This is a genomic window from Bradyrhizobium sp. LB8.2 (assembly GCF_040548035.1).
Taxonomy (GTDB): Bacteria; Pseudomonadota; Alphaproteobacteria; order Rhizobiales; family Xanthobacteraceae; genus Bradyrhizobium.
Map to the genome: position 1 here is coordinate 91314 of NZ_JBEPQV010000015.1, position 16626 is coordinate 107939.

Below are 16626 nucleotides of genomic sequence, written 5' to 3' on the forward strand. Positions count from 1 at the left end.
GCTCCCTCCGAGAGCCGACATGCATCAGCGCCCGTTCGCAAGGGCCAGCGCGGCATCCACTGCATTCTCCAGAATCTCCTCCGACAATTGCCTGTCGCTCACCGCGCGCGACAATTGCAGCGCGCCGACCATGGTGGCGTAGACCGAAATCGCGCGTCGCCGACGCTCCGCAGCCGAGCCATCCGGCATCCGCGCGGCCATCAGCGCGATGAGATCGGCCGTCTTTCCGGTAAAGGTGTCGCGCGTCGCCTTCGGATGCCGCGCGATCTCGGAAACCAACGCTGCGGTCGGGCAGCCAGTCGCCGCGCGGTCGCGATGCCTGGGGGAGAGATAGTCGCGGATCGTGGTCTCCAGCGCGACGCCGTTTGCGAGATTGTCCTTGTGCCTCTGCTCGCGCCGCTCCAGCGCCTCACACAGCACCGCGCGCACCAGATCCTCCTTGGAGGCGAAATGCGTATAGAAGGCGCCGTTGGTCAGGCCGGCCTCCGCCATGATGCCGGCGAGGCCGACCGCGGCGATGCCGCTCTCCCGAAACTGCGACGAGGCGACGTCGATGATGTGCCGCCGTGTGGTGTCCCTGTGTCCCTTGTCGTAGCGCGCCAATCCCGCCTCCTCGCGACCTGGCCATCGCCCGGCCACAAGATCGTGAGGCGCGGCCTATTGCATTACGATTATAATAATACATTATGTGTGTAATGCAATAGGCGGCCGTCCGGCGGTCCGTGACGTACAGGATCAAACCCATGTCAGTCGAGGATGCCGCCGCGCCGGCCTTGTCAGCCACGCAAGCCGTGGCCCGCACCGCGGCTCCGCTCCGCCGGGCGTTCGCGCCCGTCCCAAGCGCGGCGGCAACAGAGAGCGCTGCGGCAACCGAAGGCGCCGCCGAGCAGAAGCGTGTCGCGCTGCTGATGGCGCCGATCCTGCCGACGCTGCTCAAACTCGCCCTGCCGACCGTGACGGTCCTGGTGGCGCAAACCGCGGTCAACATCGCGGAAGCCTATTATGTCGGCTTCCTCGGCACCGATGCGCTCGCCGGCGCCGCGCTGGTGTTCCCGATCTTCATGCTGATGACCATGATGTCGAATGGCGGCTTCGGTAGCGGCGCTGCCTCCTCGGTTGCGCGCGCGGTCGGTGCCGGCCGACGCGACGACGCCGAGGCCGCGTTGTTTCACGCCGTGGTGCTCGCGATCATTGCCGGCGGCGTGTTCACGCTCGGCGTCATCGTCGGCGGACCGCATCTGTATCGCGCCCTCGGCGGCGCGGGCGATGCGCTCGCAGCTGCCACCACCTATTCCAACTACCTCTTTGCCGGCGCCATCCCGGTGTGGATCGTCAATCTTCAGGCCGCGGCGTTGCGCGGCGCCGGCAACGTCAAGGTGCCCGCGCTGGTGACGCTGGTCGGCGCGATCGTGACCATTCCGGTCTCGCCGGCTCTGATCTTCGGGTTCGGGCCGATCCCGCGGCTCGGCATCGGCGGCGCCGGCATCGCCTTCGGCCTCTATTATGGCGCGGCGATGCTGTTCCTGCTCCGCTACATGTCGTCGGGCAAGTCCGGTCTGCGACTGCACATCGTGCCCTTGCGCGCAAAAATCTTCGGCGACATGCTGAAGGTCGGCATCCCCACCGCCTTCAACGCGGTGCTGACCAATCTCACCGTCATCCTCGTCACCGGCGCGGTCGGCCTGTTCGGCACCTCGGCGCTTGCCGGCTACGGCATCGCCTCGCGACTCGACTACATCATGATCCCGCTGCTGTTCGGCATCAGCACGGCGACGCTGACCATGGTCGGCGTCAACATGGGCGCGGGGCAAACGGCGCGGGCGCGGAAAATCGGCTGGGTCAGCGGCATCGTCGGCATGATCATGACCGGCGCGATCGGCCTGTTGGTGGCGATCTTCCCGACCTCGTGGCTGAACCTGTTCAGCCACGATCCCGAGGTCGTGAGCGAAGGCGCGACTTACCTGCGCATCGTCGCACCTGCTTATGCAGCGCTCGGCTTCGGCTTCGTCACGTCCTTTGCCGTGCAAGGCACGGGCCGCGCCATGGGGCCGCTCGCAGGCGCGCTCATGCGGATCCTGATTGCGGCCGGCGGCGGCTGGATCGCGGTGGCGAGCTTTGGGGCGGGAATGGCGGGACTGGCCACGATGGTCACGGTGTCGCTTGCCGCCTATGCCGCGATCTGCGCCCTGATCATGCTGTCGCCGGCGACGTGGCGCTTGGAGTAAACCGGCATCACTGCAGGCCGGTAACGCCAACCGCCAGCGCCGCGAGCAGCAGCAAATTGCTCAGCAATTTGAGCGGCGTGTTCGGGCGCGCCAGCCAACGCGAGACTTTTCGGAGAACGACAGCGCCGGGTCGGCGAACAGCGGTTCAAAGCTGTGCCTGAAGAAATGCGGAAATTCGCTTTGCCGTGATACGCCTCACGCTTGCGCAGGTGCATTCGTTCCCCACACGGCGTCGAACGGAGAAGCGTCGTCCGCGTCAGCCGGCCAATATGGATTTTCATTTCATTGATTTCGTCCCGCGGAGAAGCGAATACGGTTCCAATCATTGCCGCCGAGTTATGGAGACCAAGATGTCGTTTCGCGTCCCCCTGATCCTCGCAACCGCGATCGCCGCCTGGTCGGCTGCCGCCTCGGCCGAGACCATCAAGATCGGCGTGACACCGGGGCCGCACGCCCAGATCTTCGAGGCCGTGAAGCCGATCGCCGCCAAGCAGGGTCTCGACATCCAGCTCATCGAATTCTCCGACTACGTCGTGCCGAACGCAGCGCTCGATGCCGGCGAGATCCAGGCCAATTCGTTTCAGAACCAGCCTTATCTCGACAACCAGAAGGCCGACCGCGGCTACAAGATCGAGTCCGTCGGGCTCACCGTGAATTTCCCGATCGGCGTCTATTCCAAGAAGCACAAGGCCTTCGCCGACATCCCCGAGGGCGGCAAGGTCTCGATCCCGAACGATCCGACCAATGGCGGCCGCGTGCTGCTGCTGCTGCGCGACAAGGGCGCCATCAAGCTGAAGGACGGCACCGGCTTCAAGCCGACGGTGCTTGATATCACCGAGAATCCCAAGAAGCTGAAGTTCATCGAGGTCGACGCGGCACAGGCGCCACGCGCGCTCGACGACGTCGACGCCGCCGCGATCAACACCAATTATGCAACCCAGGCTGGCCTCGATCCGGTCAAGGATCCGATCCTGCGCGAGGACCCGAAGGGTCCCTACGTCAACCTGATCGCCATTCGCACGGCCGACAAGGACAAGCCCTGGGTCAAGATCCTCGCGGACAGCTACCACTCGGCAGAGGTCAAGGAGTTCGTCCTGACCAAGTTCAAGGGCGCGGTGCTGCCGAGCTGGTAGGCAGTCTGCCCAGCCAGAGTCCAGCCAAAGCCCAGCTCCGGGGCGATCCCGGCGGGCAGCCTTGCGCAATGCCCGCTTGTCTGGAGCTGCGGCAACCGACATCATCGGGGGCCATCCTCGCCCGACAGGGGTCGTATGAAACGCTTTGCAAACCTGAAACGCCTGGGTTTTTTCACGCGGCTTCTCGACGAGGCCCCGCCCGCTGAGCGCTATCGCTTTGCGGCCGAGCAGATCGTGCGCGCCGAGAAGGCGGGCCTCGATTCCGCGTGGATCGCGCAGCATCATTTCCACGAGCGCGAGGGTGGCCTGCCGTCGCCCTTCACTTTCCTCGGTTACGTCGCCGCGCAGACCTCGCGCATCCGCCTCGGCACCGGCATCGTCACCTTGCCGCTGGAGAGCGCGGTGCGGGTGGCGGAGGACGCCGCGGTGCTCGATCTGCTCTGCAACGGCCGCTTCGAGCTTGGCGTCGGCACCGGCGGCAACCCCTCGGCCTTTGCCGCGTTCGGCCTCGACAGCGCCCAGCGCAACGAGATCTTTGCCCGCAATCTTCAGGTCGTTCGCACCGCGCTGGTCGGCAAGCCGCTCGACGGCGGCGATACGCTCTATCCGCAGCGGCCGCAATTGGACGGCCGGATCTGGCAGGCGACGTTCTCAGTGGCGGGCGGCGCGCGTGCCGGCAAGGCGGGCGATGGCCTGTTGCTGTCGCGCACGCAGCCGAGGCCCAAGGAAGCGCCGAAGGCAACGCTGGCCGAGATTCAGAACCCGGTCATCGATGCCTATCTCGAAGCGCTGCCGCCGGGACGCGAGCCCCGCATCATGGCCTCGCGCAGCGTGTTCGTCGCCGACGACCGGACTGAAGCGATGCGCCTTGCCGATATCGGGCTGCGGCGCGCCCTGCCGCAATTCCTCAAGGGCGGCCACGCCAAGCCGGGCGAGACGCTGGAGGAGATGATCACCGCGTTCGACACACATGTCGGCGCGGCCGACGACGTTATCGCCTCACTGCGCACCGACGCCACGCTGGAGCGGGTGACCGACCTGGTGTTCCAGGCGCATTCGGTCGATGCGCCGCACCCCCATATCCTGCGTTCGATCGAGCTGGTCGCGGACAAAGTCGCGCCGGCTCTGGGCTGGACGCGGACGGCGCCCGATGTCGCGCTGGCAGGTTAGTCGGAATGAGCAGAGTAGCGTTGTACGAGGCTAAATGATGGGTACGAAAGATATCATCGACACGCTCGCCGGGATCGAACCGGGTTCGTCCCTCGACGCCATTCGTGTGCGTCGCATGCAGGCACGCGACAACGCGCAGAAGAGCTATCTCTCGCTGTTCGAGCCGATCGACGCCGGCGATTTTTCGCTGGTGGAGCGCGCGGCGGTCGCACTCTTCGTGATCGGTCTTCACCGCGAGCCCGATGTGGCCGGCTTCTATCGGACGAAGCTCGCGGCGACCGCCGACGGAGCCCGCCTGGTGGAAGCGGTCGATGTCGAAATCGCGCGGGGCGAGACCTCCGGCCCGTACGGCGCTTTTCCCGCCGGCCCGCTGTCGGTCGAGAACAAGGCCGGCCTGATCTACCGCGTCAGCGCGGAGCGCAAGCCCGATCTCGGCACCCGGCTCGTTGCGGCGTTTGAGCATGCGCATCTGCTGGTGTTCCGCCCGCGCGATGCCGCGTCAGCCGACATGAAGGCGCTGCTCGCCGCCGGCTGGTCGAGCACCGGCATCGTCACGTTCTCTCAGCTCGTCGCGTTCCTGTCGTTTCAGGTGCGCGTCGTCATCGGACTGCGCGTGCTCGGTGCCTCGCTCGGGCACACAGCGCACGCCGCGGCCGGCGCGTAAGGAGGCTGCATTATGAGCGCTGCAAACAATGTCAATCCGCCCGTCGTCTTCACCCAGGATGAACTGGGCTGGGTGTCGTGGATCGATCCGCTGCCCGAAGCAGAGCTGACCGAGCGGCACTTCGCCGGCCTCGTCGATCGCTCCCGTTCCAAGTCTGAGTATTTCCGCCTGCTGGTGCGCGATCCCGAGGTCCTGGAAGCCCGCACCAAGACCGACAAGGACATCTTCTACAACGTCGCCGACGGCCTGCCGCGCGCCGAGCGCGAGCTCGCGGCGGCTGCGACTTCCCGCTACAACGGCTGCATTTACTGCGCATCCGTGCATGCGCGTTTCGCCAGCACATATTCCAAACGCCGCGACGATTTGCAGCGCCTGCTCGACGAAGGCGTCGGCGCCGATCTCGGCGAGCGATGGAATGCGGTCGTCAAGGCCTCGGTGGCGCTGGCTGCGACGCCGATCGCGTTCGGTCCTGACAATGTCGAGGAGCTGCGCCGTGCCGGCCTCGACGATGCGGAAATCGTCGACGTCATCAACGGCGCGTCGTTCTTCAACTGGGCGAACCGGCTGATGCTGTCGCTCGGCGAGCCCTCGAAATAGCCAATCTCACCGGCATAGAAATTGCTGCTTGTTTCAACATTAAGTGGATGGAGCCGTGCATGAGCAACATCGATCGTCGTACCCTGGTCAGGGGCTCGCTTGCCGCCATGATGGCGGGAGCAGCCTTCTCGCGCGCCGCCTTCGCGCAATCGTCCGAGCCGATCCTGCTCGGCGTCAGCGGTCCGCTGACCGGGCCGAACGCGCAATATGGCACGCAGTGGAAGCAGGGCTTTGATCTCGCGCTCGACGAGATCCAGTCAGCGGGCAACATCAACGGCCGCAAGCTCGCCTACAGTTTCGAAGACAGCCAGAGCGACCCGCGCCAGTCGGTGGCGATCGCCCAGAAATTCGTCTCCGATCCCAGGATCGTCATGGAGCTCGGCGACTTCTCCAGTCCCGCCTCGATGGCAGCCTCGCCGATCTATCAGCGCGGCGGGCTGGTGCAGTTCGGCTTCACCAACTCGCATCCCGATTTCACCAAGGGCGGTGACTTCATGTGGAGCACCTCGGTCAGCCAGGCCGACGAGCAGCCGCTGCTGGCGGCCTATGCCGTGAAACGTCTCGGTCTGAAGAAGCTCGCGGTGCTGCACCTCAACACCGATTGGGGCCGCACCAGCCGCGACTATTTCGTCAAGGCCGCGAAGGAGCACGGCGCCGAAATCGCCATCACCGAAGGCTACATCGCGGAGGAGCGCGACTTCCGCTCCACGCTGGTGCGCGTCCGTGACGCCAATCCCGATGGACTGATCCTGATCTCCTATTACTCCGACGGTGCGCTGATCGCGCGCCAGGCGCGCCAGGTCGGGCTCAAGCAGGTGATCTGCGCCGCGAGCTCGGTCTACTCGCCGAAATTCCTGGAGCTCGGCGGCGAGGCGGTCGAGGACGTCCATGTCGGGACGCGCTATTTTCCAGAAGACCCGCGGCCCGAGGTGCAGAAATTCATCACGGGCTTCAAGAAGAGGTACAACGGGCTCGAACCCGACGCGTTCAACGCCTACGCCTATGACGCGATGAACATGGCGGCCGCCGTCGTCAAGATCGGCGGCGCCGACCGGCGCGCCATCCGCGATGCCTTTACGAAAGTGAAGGACGTCTCGAGCGTGATCTTCGGCAAGGCGACGTTCGACGTCGAGAGCCGCCGCGTCAAGGGCGCGATGAATGCCGAGCTCGTCGTGCGCAAGGGCCAGTTCGCGCTCTGGGACGGCAAGCCGACCTGAGGGGATCTCCTGCGTGTCTTCCTGGCTCGACTACACGATCAACGGGCTGATCGTCGGTAACGTCTACGCCCTCGTTGCGGTCGGGCTCGCGCTGATCTTCGGCGTCAGCCGGCTGATCAACTTTGCGCAAGGCTCGATCTACCTCGTCGGCGCCTATATCGGCTGGGTCGCGGTGGTGCAGCTGCATACGCCGCTGCCGCTCACCATCATCCTGGTCGCGGCGGCGGCGGCGCTGGTCGGGTTGATCATCGAACGGTTCGGCCTGCGCCCGCTGCAGAACTCGGTGCGCATCGCGCCGCTACTGGCGACGATCGGCATCAGCTTCGTGCTCGATCAGCTCGTGATGCTGACTTTCTCGCCCAATCCGCGCGCGCTGCCGAGCCAGTTGCCGGATGTTCGCTTCCAGATCGGCGGCGGCACGATCGGCCCGCTTGATCTGCTCATCGCCGGTGTCGGCATCACCAGCGCGCTGCTGCTGTTCGTGTTCCTGCGCTATAGCAAGCTTGGCTGGGCGGTGCGTGCCACCGCGCAGGACCGCGACGCCGCGATGCAGATGGGCGTCGACGTCAACCGGGTCAATCAGGCCGTATTCGGAATCGCGGCTGCGCTTGGCGGCGTCTCCGGTCTATTGGTTGGCATGTACTATAACCAGATCGATACCGCGATGAGCCTGCAGGCGACGCTCAAGGGCGTTGTTGCCGAAGTCGTCGGCGGCGCCGGCAATGTGCCCGGTGCGGTGATCGGCAGCCTGTTGCTCGGACTGGTCGAGAGCTACGGCGTCGCCGTGTTCGGCACCAGCTACCGCAATCTCTTCGCCTTCCTGCTGCTCGTCGTGGTGCTCGTGCTGCGCCCGAACGGCCTGTTCGCGAGCGCACGGCAGGCGCCGCCCGAGCCGCTCACCGGCACGTTCATTGCGCCGAGCCGCCCTGTTCGCATTCCACGCTGGGTTCTGCTGGTCGCCACCGGCATCTTCGCGGTCCTGCCGTTTTTTCCGGTGTCTTTCTACGTGCTCCAAACCCTGATCAACGCCTGGTTGCTCGGCATGCTCGCGCTCAGCCTCACGCTGGTGGCGGGCACGATCGGCCAGGTCTCGCTCGGGCACGCCGCGCTGCTGGCGATCGGCGCCTACACCTCCGCGCTGCTGTCGCTCAATTTCGCCGTCCCGGTCGGCCTCGCCATCATCGGCGGCGGCCTGATGAGCGCCGCGCTCGGCACGGCGCTGATCTCGCCGTCGTTCCGTCTGCGCGGGCATTACGTGTCGATCGCCACGCTGGCGATCGGCGAGATCGTGTCGCTGGTGATCCTGAACTGGGAAAGCGTCACGCGCGGTCCGATCGGCATCTCCGGCATCCCGCCGCTGTCGCTGTTCGGCTATGAGTTGGTCAGCCCAGTTTCGATCTATTGGTTCAGCTTTATCGTGATGGTCGTACTGGCGCTCCTGCAGGGACGCCTGCTCGGCTCGCATCTCGGCCGCAGTTTTCGCGCCATCCGCGACGACGACATCGCCGCGCGCGCCTATGGCCTCAGCCTGAACCGCTACAAGTCGCTTGCCTTCATCTTCGGCGGCTTCGCGGCCGGCGTCAGCGGCGGCATCGCCGCGCATCTCTATTCCTACATCAACCACGAGACCTTCAACACGCAGCAATCCATTTTGGCGCTGACCGTGGTGATCCTTGGCGGGCTCGGCAATGTCGTCGGCGCCATCGTCGGTGCGGTCGCGCTGGTCGGGCTGCCCGAACTGTTCCGGATCGCGGCGGAGTATCGCATCCTGATCTACGGCATCGTGCTGCTGCTGCTCGTGCGGTTCAGGCCGCAGGGCCTGTTGGGGACGATGTGATGGCGGAGCAGCACACGACCATGCTGTCCCTGCGCGGGCTGACGCGGCGCTTCGGCGGCCTGACCGCCGTCGATGCCGTCGATCTCGACCTCGCCAAGGGCGAGCTGATCAGCATCATCGGCCCGAACGGTGCCGGCAAGACGACGCTGTTTAATCTCGTGACCGGGCTCGATCGGCCGGACGCCGGGACAGTTCACTTCGAAGGTCAGGACATCACGGGTCTTTCGCCGGAGTGGCTGGCCGCCGAAGGTATCGCGCGCACGTTCCAGCTCGGCCGCGTGTTCGGCAATCTCAGCGTCATGGACAACGTCCTGATCGGTGCCCACACGCGGCTGCGTGCGGTCAAGCCGGCCGTGCCGGTGATCGGCCCGCTGCTGGAACTGGGGTTGGCGCTGCTGCGCCCGGCCAGCGTCAAGGCCGAGGAAGAGCGGCTGCGCGAGGAGGTGAAAGCCATTCTCGCGCGCTTCGGCGAGCGCCTGCTGCCGCGGATCGACCAGCCGGCCTACAGCCTCTCCTACGCCAACCGCCGCCGCGTCGAGATCGCCCGCGCGCTCGCGCTGAAGCCGCGCCTGCTGCTGCTGGACGAGCCGACCGCCGGCATGAACCCGACCGAGACCGCCGAGATGCAGGGGCTTGTCGCCGAGCTGAAGGCGGAAGGGCTGACCATCCTCCTGATCGAGCACAAGCTGGAAATGGTGATGCGCCTCTCCGACTGCGTCATCGTCATGGACGAAGGCAAGAAGATCGCGGAAGGGCCGGGCGAGCAGGTGCGCAACGATCCCAAGGTGATCGAGGCCTATCTCGGCCACGGCCTGACGACGCAGCAGGAGAGCGCGGCATGACGAACTCGCCTCCCGATGCGCTGCTCGCGTTGACCAACGTCAATAGCTTCTACGGCCAGGCCCAGGTGCATTTCGACCTGTCGATATCAGTTCCGCGCGGCCACATCGTCTGCCTGCTCGGCGGCAACGCCAGCGGCAAATCGACGACGATGAAGATCATCCTCGGCCTGGTAAAGCCGCGTTCCGGTGACGTGATTTTCGACGGCGCCTCGCTGCTGGGACTGACCACACCGCAGATCGTCCGCCGCGGCATCGCCTCGGTGCCGGAAGCGCGGCGGCTGTTCGCGGACATGAGCGTGCGCGAAAACATCCTGATGGGCGCCTTCGTGCGCAACGATCGCGATGCGATCGCGCAGGATCTCGACAAGATGCTCACGCTGTTCCCGAAGCTCGGCCAGCGGCTGTCGCAGCGCGCCGGCTCGCTCTCCGGCGGCGAGCAGCAGATGGTCGCGATGGCGCGCGCGCTGATGAGCCGTCCCAGGATGATCGTGATGGACGAGCCCACCATGGGCCTGTCGCCGCTTTACGTCGACCGCGTGCTGGAGCTGATCCGCACCATCAACCAGGAAGGCGTCTCGGTCTTCATGGTCGAGCAGAATGCCAGCCTCGCGCTCGAGATCGCGCACGAGGCCTATGTGCTCCAGACCGGCAAGATCGTGCTGTCCGGCTCGGCCCGTGCGCTGAAGGACGACCCCCGCATCCGCGACGCCTATCTCGGCGGCTCCGAGGCTGCCTAGCGCCATCTCGGTCTGCATGGTTCGATACGCCCGCCGTTGGCGGGCTCCTCACCATGAGGATTTGGCATCTCGCAGCGAAACAAGACCTCATCCTGAGGAGCCCGCGCAGCGGGCGTCTCGAAGGAAGAATTCCTGCAAAGCGGCTCCCCTGAATTGCACTGGTCAGTATGACCATCTTATGAAAAGATCATACCGCTCATGCGGTGGGGCGTGCAGCGGACGGAATGATGGTCGTGACGAAACTATCTTTGCGGGCGGTCGAGCCCGGAATGGTGCTGCTGTTCGGCGGGTTGATCGCCGCCAATGTCGCGGCGTGGGTCTGGGCTTTCGCGGCGTTCGGCGACCGGCCGACGGTGATGGCGACCGCGCTGCTGGCATGGGTGTTCGGCCTGCGCCACGCCGTCGATGCCGACCACATCGCCGCCATCGACAATGTCGTGCGCAAGCTGATGCAGGCCGGCGGCGCGCCGCGATCGGCCGGTCTCTATTTCGCGCTCGGCCATTCCACCATCGTCGTGGTCGTGACCATGCTGCTCGCGCTCGGCGTCGTGAGCCTTGGTGTCGGGAGCCTTGGCGGCGACAGCCTGCTCAGGGAGATCGGCGGCTTCATCGGCACGTCGGTCTCGGCGCTGTTTTTGCTGGTGATCGCGGCCATCAATCTCGTCATCTTCGCCGGCCTGTGGCGGACGTTTCGCGCGGCGCGGGAGCAAGGGATTCACGACGCCGTGGGCCTCGATGCCCTGCTTGCCAAACGCGGGCTTCTGGCGCGGCTGCTCGGCCCGATGTTTCGCCTGGTGACAAAGCCGGGGCACATGTACCCGCTCGGCTTTTTGTTCGGGCTCGGCTTCGACACCGCAACCGAAATCGGCCTGCTCAGCATCTCCGCCAGCGAAGCCGCGCGCGGCGCGTCGCTCGTCGATGTTCTCGTCTTCCCGGCGCTGTTCGCATCGGGCATGGCGCTGGTCGACACCGCCGACTCCGCGCTGATGGTGAGCGCCTATCGCTGGGCCTTCGTCGATCCCCTGCGAAAGCTCTGGTATAACCTCACGATCACCGGCGCCTCCGTGGCGGTGGCGCTGTTGATCGGTGGCATCGAGGCGCTCGGGCTGATCGCGGATCGCCTTGGTCTCTCTGGCGGCGTGTGGGCGCTGGTCGACGGCCTCAACGACTCGCTCGCAAATGTCGGCTTCGCCGTGATCGCGCTGTTCGCGATCGCATGGCTCGTCTCGGTCGTGCTCTATCGCCGCATGTTTGCGCTCGGCTACGCGGCCGCGCCAAAAGTGCTCGAATGCGCCGATGCCACCGAGGCGGTTTGAGCCCGGCCGATGCTGCGGCGCGCTGACGGCATTTTCGGCGTTGGTGCTGCTGGCAGGTGGCGGCGACGCTTTCGCGCAGAACGCAGGCACCTCGCGCGAACTGCCGCCGGTCCAAGTCAGCGGCGGCGAAACGAGACCTCACAAGAAACCCGCCGTAGCGCGACGAGATGTCGATCCGACAGCGACCCAAGCACCGAACGCGCGCAGCGTCGCCTCCGGCGCCAAGGGCACGCCCGGCATGGCAAGCGAGGTCACCGTCTCCGGCGAGGAGATCAACGCACGCCCTTTCGCACGGCCGGGCGAAGCGCTCGAAGCCGTGCCGGGGCTGATCGTGACCCAGCATTCCGGCGAGGGCAAAGCCAACCAGTATTTTCTGCGCGGTTATAATCTCGACCACGGCACCGATCTCGCCATCACGGTGGACGGCATCCCCGTCAACATGCGTACGCACGCGCATGGCCAGGGCTATGCGGACCTGAACTGGCTGATCCCGGAAACTATTGCCGCGATCGACGTACGCAAGGGGCCGTACTTCGCCGACGAGGGCGATTTCGCCTCGGTCGGCAGCGTTCACATCGGCCTGATCGACCGCACCAAGGGTCTTGCGCAGGTGACCGCCGGCAGCTTCGGCTATCGCCGCCTGCTCGGCATGGACTCAGCGAAGGTCGGGGACGGTTCGCTGCTCGTCGCGGGCGAACTCGGCACCTATAACGGCCCGTGGGATAATCCAGACAATGTCCGCAAGCTCAACGGCCTCGTGCGTTACAGCCAGGGCACCGCGACCGAGGGCGTGTCCGTCACCGGCATGGCCTATGCGAACAAATGGAATTCGACCGACCAGGTGCCGCAGCGCGCGATCGCGACCGGCCTGCTCGACCGGTTCGGCTCGGAGGATCCAAGCGACGGCGGCAACACCAATCGCTTCGCGCTCTCGGCCCGCATCGCGCAGAGTGACGATGTGGGGTCGTGGAACGCCAACGCCTATGTCGTGAAGAGCCAACTCGATCTCTTCAACAACTTCACCTACTTTCTGAGCAATCCCGTGCTGGGCGACCAGTTCCACCAGCACGACGACCGCCTGATGGCCGGCGCCAACATCTCGCGCACGCTGGACGGCTCGTTCGCAGGGTTGCCGATGCAGACCACCATCGGCCTGCAATCCCGCTATGATGCGATCGATCTTGCGCTGACCAACAATTTTCAGCGCGGCTTCGTCTCTAACGTCCGCAGTGACAAGGTCGGCGAGGGCAGTGTCGGTCTCTTCGCCGAAAACACCGTGCGCTGGACCGACTGGCTCCGGACCACTGTCGGTTTGCGCGGCGATTACTACGCCGCGGATGTCACATCCCTGTTCAACTCAAACAATTCCGGCCGCGCCGATGCCGCGCTCGGCAGCCCGAAATTCAGGATGGCGCTTGGTCCGTTCAACCAGACCGAATTCTTCCTCGGCGCCGGCTACGGCATGCATTCCAACGACGCTCGCGGCGCGACCACGACCGAAGACCCGAGTGATCCTGCCACAAGGCTCACGCCGTCGCCGCTGCTGGTCCGCACGCGTGGCGCGGAAATTGGTGTTCGCAGCAAAATCGTTCCCGGCCTCGACACGTCGCTCAGCATCTTCATCCTCGACCAGGATTCCGAGATTCTGTTTTCCGGCGATGCCGGCGATACCTCGGCGACCCGCGCCAGCCGCCGCTACGGCTTTGAGTGGACCAATCATTATCGTCCTCGATCGTGGATCGACATCGACGCCGACGTCGCGATGACGCATGCGCGCTTTCGCGGCACTGACAGCGAGCAGGCGGAGGTCTACGCCTCCCTCGCCGGCTATCCCGAGGCGCAGTTCGGCAACGCGCCCGGCAATTACATTCCGAATGCGCCGGCGATGGTGGCCTCGGCCGGCATCACGCTCGGCGAGAAGACGGGCTGGTTCGGGTCCTTGCGCTGGCGCTATCTGGCGTCGAGCCCGCTGACGGAAGACAATGCGTTTCGCTCGGCCGCGACCAGCATCTTCAACGGACGCCTCGGCTATCGCATCGACAATGGCTGGCGCCTTCAGCTCGACGTGCTCAATCTCTTCAACACGCAGGCGAACCAGATCACTTATGCCCATGGTTCGCTGCTCAAGGCCGACACGCTGTACAATCTCTGCACCGGCGGCGTCGCGCCGGCGGCAGTCTGCCAGAACGGTGTGATGGATTATGTACTCCATCCGGTCGAGCCGCTAACGTTCCGCCTGACTATGGCCGGGGCGTTCTAGTGCCGCGGGTCAGTAACCTCTCCCGCTTGCGGGAGAGGTCGCGCCGAAGGCGCGGGTGAGGGCTCTCTCCACGGCGGGAGCGCTCATTGTGGAGATACCCTCTCCCCAACCCTCTCCCGCAAGCGGGAGAGGGAGCGCGCCATTTTCGTGGCTGCAATCAAGCCGAAGCCGCGTTCTGCGCCGGCTCCGCCGGCAGATCGTCGGCATTGGGATCGCCCGGCGCGGTGGCCCAGGCCAGCTCCACCAGCGTCACGAACCTGCGGCCGGCCCCATCGAGCTGGCAGACGATCAGGCCCTGCTCCTCCATGTAGCCGAGCAGGCGCTGCGCCCGGCGCAGCGAATGCGAGCCGTAGGCGCGGGCTATGGCGGCGTCGCCGGGACACGGCCAGCCTTCTTTCGCTGCGCGCGCGATCATCATGAACACGCCCTGCATGTCGTCGGGCAGGATCGAAGCGCGTAGCGTGACATCCTGCCAGGCATCGTCGCCAGCGAGATCGGTGCCGAGCCCGGCGCGCGCATGCGTCAGCATGCGGCGGAATTCGTGGAGGTCAGGCACGGCCGCGCCGAGCCCCTCGATGCGGCAGCGGACGACGAACTCCTGATAGAGCACGCCGACCGCGCGGAAACCGGCATCGGGCGCGGCGAGCACGGCGCGCAAGGTGCGGTCGACGCGCTGGCGCCGCTCGGCGAGCTCCTCGGCACTGACCGGCACCTCGATCATTTCGGGGCGAATCTCCGGTGCAGCATTCGCGGCGCGGAGCTGTTCGAGCAGATCAGGCGCGGGCCGGCGCTGCGGCCGGCTGGCATCGGGCGGCGGCGCGGCCAGGATCACGGCGCGCATATTTTCGAGTGTGGTTTCAGGCATCGGCATCAGCCGCGGCGTGGAATTGCGCGGCTGGGTTTCGGTCGCGCCGATATTCAAACGCAGCGGCCGGCGCGACAGGGCCGGGCCGAGCGCCATGAACTGTCCGCGCTCGAGATCGCGGAAGGATTCGGCCTGCCGCCGCTCCATGCCGAGCAGATCGGCGGCGCGCGCCATGTCGATGTCGAGGAAGGTGCGGCCCATCAGGAAGTTGGATGCTTCCGCCGCGACGTTCTTGGCGAGCTTTGCCAGCCGCTGGGTTGCGATGATGCCGGCCAGCCCACGCTTGCGGCCGCGGCACATCAGATTGGTCATCGCACCGAGCGACAATTTTCGCGCTTCGTCCGAGACTTCGCCCGCCACCGCAGGCGCAAACAGCTGCGCCTCGTCGACGACCACCAGCATCGGATACCAATGGTCCCGGTCCACGTCGAACAGCCCGCCGAGGAAGGCGGCGGCGCGCCGCATCTGGTTCTCGGCATCCAGCCCTTCGAGATTGAGCACAGTGGAGACGCGATGCAGCCGCGCGCGCTCACCGGCAACCTGAAGGCCGCGCTCGGTGTGATCCTCGGCCTCGATCACGAGATGGCCGAAATGCTCGGCCAGCGTGACGAAATCGCCTTCGGGATCGATGATGGCTTGCTGCACCCAGGGCGCGCTTTGCTCCAGCAGCCGCCGCAGCAGATGTGATTTGCCGGAGCCCGAATTGCCCTGCACCAGGAGACGGGTCGCCAGCAGTTCCTCGAGGTCCATGGCCGCCGCGGCGCCTGCCGTGGTCTGCCCCATCTCGATCGCAACCGTCATGCCCGACTCAAGTCCCCATCATTCGCGGACAGGGGCTTATCAACCCGGTCGCGGCGCGTCGAGCGCCACGGCGAGAATCATGCGTTGTTGCCCACGGCGGAGTTCAGACGTGATTCGATTGGCGTAGAAGTGCGGGCCGATACGGGGCTTGCGGATCGTCGTCTTCGTTCTCGGGGATGGCGCAGGAGCCGAATTCCTGCCTGATCCGCTCAATCTCGGCGATGCGCTCGTGTAGCCGCTGCATGTGCTCCGGCGATGTCGCCCGCCAGAATCGGAACGTGTCCGGCGTCAGCGGCAGGAACGCGGTGCCAAACAGGGTCGGTTCGGGAACGATGGTGCGTCCGAGCAGCATGAACCGGTTCTCGCCGGAGACGACGAGGGTCGCATAGCCGCGGTTTCCGATCCGCTTGATCCCGTTCAGCGACCATTCGCTGAGCTTGCTGAAATAAGGCTCCTCCCGCCAGCGATCGGGGCAATGGTCGTCGACCGTGACATTGACCGCATCCTGGCTGAAATGGACGATGAGCCCGGCCTTCTCGGGAATCCAGTCGTCGTCGAGATGGCCTTGCAGCCAGGCGCAGACGAATGAGCGGCACATCTGCGGACGGCGCTCGTAGATGGTGCATCCCGTGCCGTTCTGCCAATGCTTGCACAATTGGTTTACCGGCTTGTCGACAGCGGCCACTTCGAGGATGTCGCAGCAGGCGTTGCACGTTCCGCATTGTCGAGACGGCGACGGTGGTGCTCGCCGGTTGGCGGGCCGAAAACCCTGGCCGTCGCGGATGAGGAACTTTTGCTTCTCCAGCGTGCTCAGCGCGCGCTCGACCTTGAGGCGAGACAATCCAGTCGCGTCAACGATACCCTTCATCGTCGTCGTGCCGGCCTCCACCGCGCGAACGACTTGCAACTCCGTCTGATCCATCGTGTTCTGCTTGTTGGTCGGCTTCTATCCGGCTGTCGCG

At 65.7% G+C, this 16626-nt stretch carries 14 protein-coding genes; 11 read left to right on the forward strand and 3 right to left on the reverse strand.

Annotated features, from left to right (window positions below; translation table 11 throughout):
* Positions 1 to 24: 24 nt before the first annotated feature.
* Positions 25 to 603 carry a TetR family transcriptional regulator gene (locus ABIB06_RS19485; protein ID WP_247348420.1) on the reverse strand — a complete coding sequence of 193 codons (579 nt, stop codon included), beginning with the start codon at positions 601 to 603 and terminating at the stop codon, positions 25 to 27.
* A gap of 140 nt (positions 604 to 743) precedes the next feature.
* Between ABIB06_RS19485 and ABIB06_RS19490 the strand changes: the two genes are divergently transcribed.
* The 11 genes from ABIB06_RS19490 (at position 744) to ABIB06_RS19540 (ending at position 13998) form a co-directional block, all read left to right on the forward strand.
* Positions 744 to 2225, forward strand: coding sequence for an MATE family efflux transporter (locus ABIB06_RS19490; RefSeq protein WP_354050068.1), 1482 nt, complete (start codon positions 744 to 746; stop codon positions 2223 to 2225).
* A gap of 338 nt (positions 2226 to 2563) precedes the next feature.
* The gene (locus ABIB06_RS19495) at positions 2564 to 3358 is read left to right on the forward strand and encodes a MetQ/NlpA family ABC transporter substrate-binding protein (protein WP_354050069.1); all 795 of its coding nucleotides are present in this window, start codon (positions 2564 to 2566) and stop codon (positions 3356 to 3358) included.
* A 135-nt stretch (positions 3359 to 3493) separates the two neighbouring features.
* A complete protein-coding gene (locus tag ABIB06_RS19500; protein ID WP_354050071.1) occupies positions 3494 to 4528 on the forward strand; it encodes a putative FMN-dependent luciferase-like monooxygenase in 1035 nt (344 codons plus the stop codon).
* 37 nt (positions 4529 to 4565) lie between these two features.
* Entirely contained in the window at positions 4566 to 5192 is a 627-nt protein-coding gene (locus tag ABIB06_RS19505) for a CMD domain protein (protein WP_354050176.1), read from the forward strand.
* Between the two features lie 12 nt (positions 5193 to 5204).
* Complete coding sequence (locus tag ABIB06_RS19510) at positions 5205 to 5789, forward strand: alkylhydroperoxidase domain protein (protein ID WP_354050072.1); 585 nt, start codon at positions 5205 to 5207, stop codon at positions 5787 to 5789.
* Positions 5790 to 5848: 59 nt separating this feature from the next.
* Complete coding sequence (locus ABIB06_RS19515) at positions 5849 to 7006, forward strand: ABC transporter substrate-binding protein (protein WP_354050074.1); 1158 nt, start codon at positions 5849 to 5851, stop codon at positions 7004 to 7006.
* 13 nt (positions 7007 to 7019) lie between these two features.
* Positions 7020 to 8843, forward strand: coding sequence for an ABC transporter permease (locus tag ABIB06_RS19520; RefSeq protein ID WP_354050076.1), 1824 nt, complete (start codon positions 7020 to 7022; stop codon positions 8841 to 8843).
* Complete coding sequence (locus ABIB06_RS19525) at positions 8843 to 9685, forward strand: ABC transporter ATP-binding protein (RefSeq protein ID WP_354050077.1); 843 nt, start codon at positions 8843 to 8845, stop codon at positions 9683 to 9685. Before ABIB06_RS19520 ends, ABIB06_RS19525 begins: the two co-directional genes overlap by 1 nt.
* Positions 9682 to 10422: an ABC transporter ATP-binding protein gene (locus tag ABIB06_RS19530; RefSeq protein ID WP_354050079.1), complete on the forward strand. Its 741-nt coding sequence runs from the start codon at positions 9682 to 9684 to the stop codon at positions 10420 to 10422. The genes ABIB06_RS19525 and ABIB06_RS19530 overlap by 4 nt, the downstream gene beginning before the upstream one ends.
* A 269-nt stretch (positions 10423 to 10691) precedes the next feature.
* Positions 10692 to 11738: a HoxN/HupN/NixA family nickel/cobalt transporter gene (locus tag ABIB06_RS19535; protein ID WP_354050178.1), complete on the forward strand. Its 1047-nt coding sequence runs from the start codon at positions 10692 to 10694 to the stop codon at positions 11736 to 11738.
* On the forward strand, positions 11719 to 13998 hold the full coding sequence (locus ABIB06_RS19540) for a TonB-dependent receptor (protein WP_354050080.1): 2280 nt from the start codon (positions 11719 to 11721) through the stop codon (positions 13996 to 13998). The genes ABIB06_RS19535 and ABIB06_RS19540 overlap by 20 nt, the downstream gene beginning before the upstream one ends.
* Before the next feature lie 157 nt (positions 13999 to 14155).
* On the opposite strand, the gene ABIB06_RS19545 is transcribed toward ABIB06_RS19540, so the two are convergent.
* Both ABIB06_RS19545 and ABIB06_RS19550 read right to left on the reverse strand, forming a co-directional pair.
* On the reverse strand, positions 14156 to 15664 hold the full coding sequence (locus ABIB06_RS19545) for a helicase HerA domain-containing protein (RefSeq protein ID WP_354050082.1): 1509 nt from the start codon (positions 15662 to 15664) through the stop codon (positions 14156 to 14158).
* A 103-nt stretch (positions 15665 to 15767) separates the two neighbouring features.
* Positions 15768 to 16586 carry a YkgJ family cysteine cluster protein gene (locus ABIB06_RS19550; RefSeq protein ID WP_354050083.1) on the reverse strand — a complete coding sequence of 273 codons (819 nt, stop codon included), beginning with the start codon at positions 16584 to 16586 and terminating at the stop codon, positions 15768 to 15770.
* Positions 16587 to 16626: the final 40 nt, after the last annotated feature.

Bases quoted from the DNA above. Each gene is read 5' to 3' on its own strand.
- ABIB06_RS19495 (WP_354050069.1), top strand. From the start codon at position 2,564: ATGGAGACCAAGATGTCGTTTCGCGTCCCCCTGATCCTCGCAACCGCG.
- ABIB06_RS19515 (WP_354050074.1), top strand. From the start codon at position 5,849: ATGAGCAACATCGATCGTCGTACCCTGGTCAGGGGCTCGCTTGCCGCC.
- ABIB06_RS19535 (WP_354050178.1), top strand. From the start codon at position 10,692: ATGGTGCTGCTGTTCGGCGGGTTGATCGCCGCCAATGTCGCGGCGTGG.
- ABIB06_RS19540 (WP_354050080.1), top strand. From the start codon at position 11,719: ATGCCACCGAGGCGGTTTGAGCCCGGCCGATGCTGCGGCGCGCTGACG.
- ABIB06_RS19500 (WP_354050071.1), top strand. From the start codon at position 3,494: ATGAAACGCTTTGCAAACCTGAAACGCCTGGGTTTTTTCACGCGGCTT.
- ABIB06_RS19530 (WP_354050079.1), top strand. From the start codon at position 9,682: ATGACGAACTCGCCTCCCGATGCGCTGCTCGCGTTGACCAACGTCAAT.
- ABIB06_RS19545 (WP_354050082.1), bottom strand. From the start codon at position 15,664: ATGACGGTTGCGATCGAGATGGGGCAGACCACGGCAGGCGCCGCGGCG.
- ABIB06_RS19510 (WP_354050072.1), top strand. From the start codon at position 5,205: ATGAGCGCTGCAAACAATGTCAATCCGCCCGTCGTCTTCACCCAGGAT.
- ABIB06_RS19550 (WP_354050083.1), bottom strand. From the start codon at position 16,586: ATGGATCAGACGGAGTTGCAAGTCGTTCGCGCGGTGGAGGCCGGCACG.
- ABIB06_RS19505 (WP_354050176.1), top strand. From the start codon at position 4,566: ATGGGTACGAAAGATATCATCGACACGCTCGCCGGGATCGAACCGGGT.
- ABIB06_RS19490 (WP_354050068.1), top strand. From the start codon at position 744: ATGTCAGTCGAGGATGCCGCCGCGCCGGCCTTGTCAGCCACGCAAGCC.
- ABIB06_RS19525 (WP_354050077.1), top strand. From the start codon at position 8,843: ATGGCGGAGCAGCACACGACCATGCTGTCCCTGCGCGGGCTGACGCGG.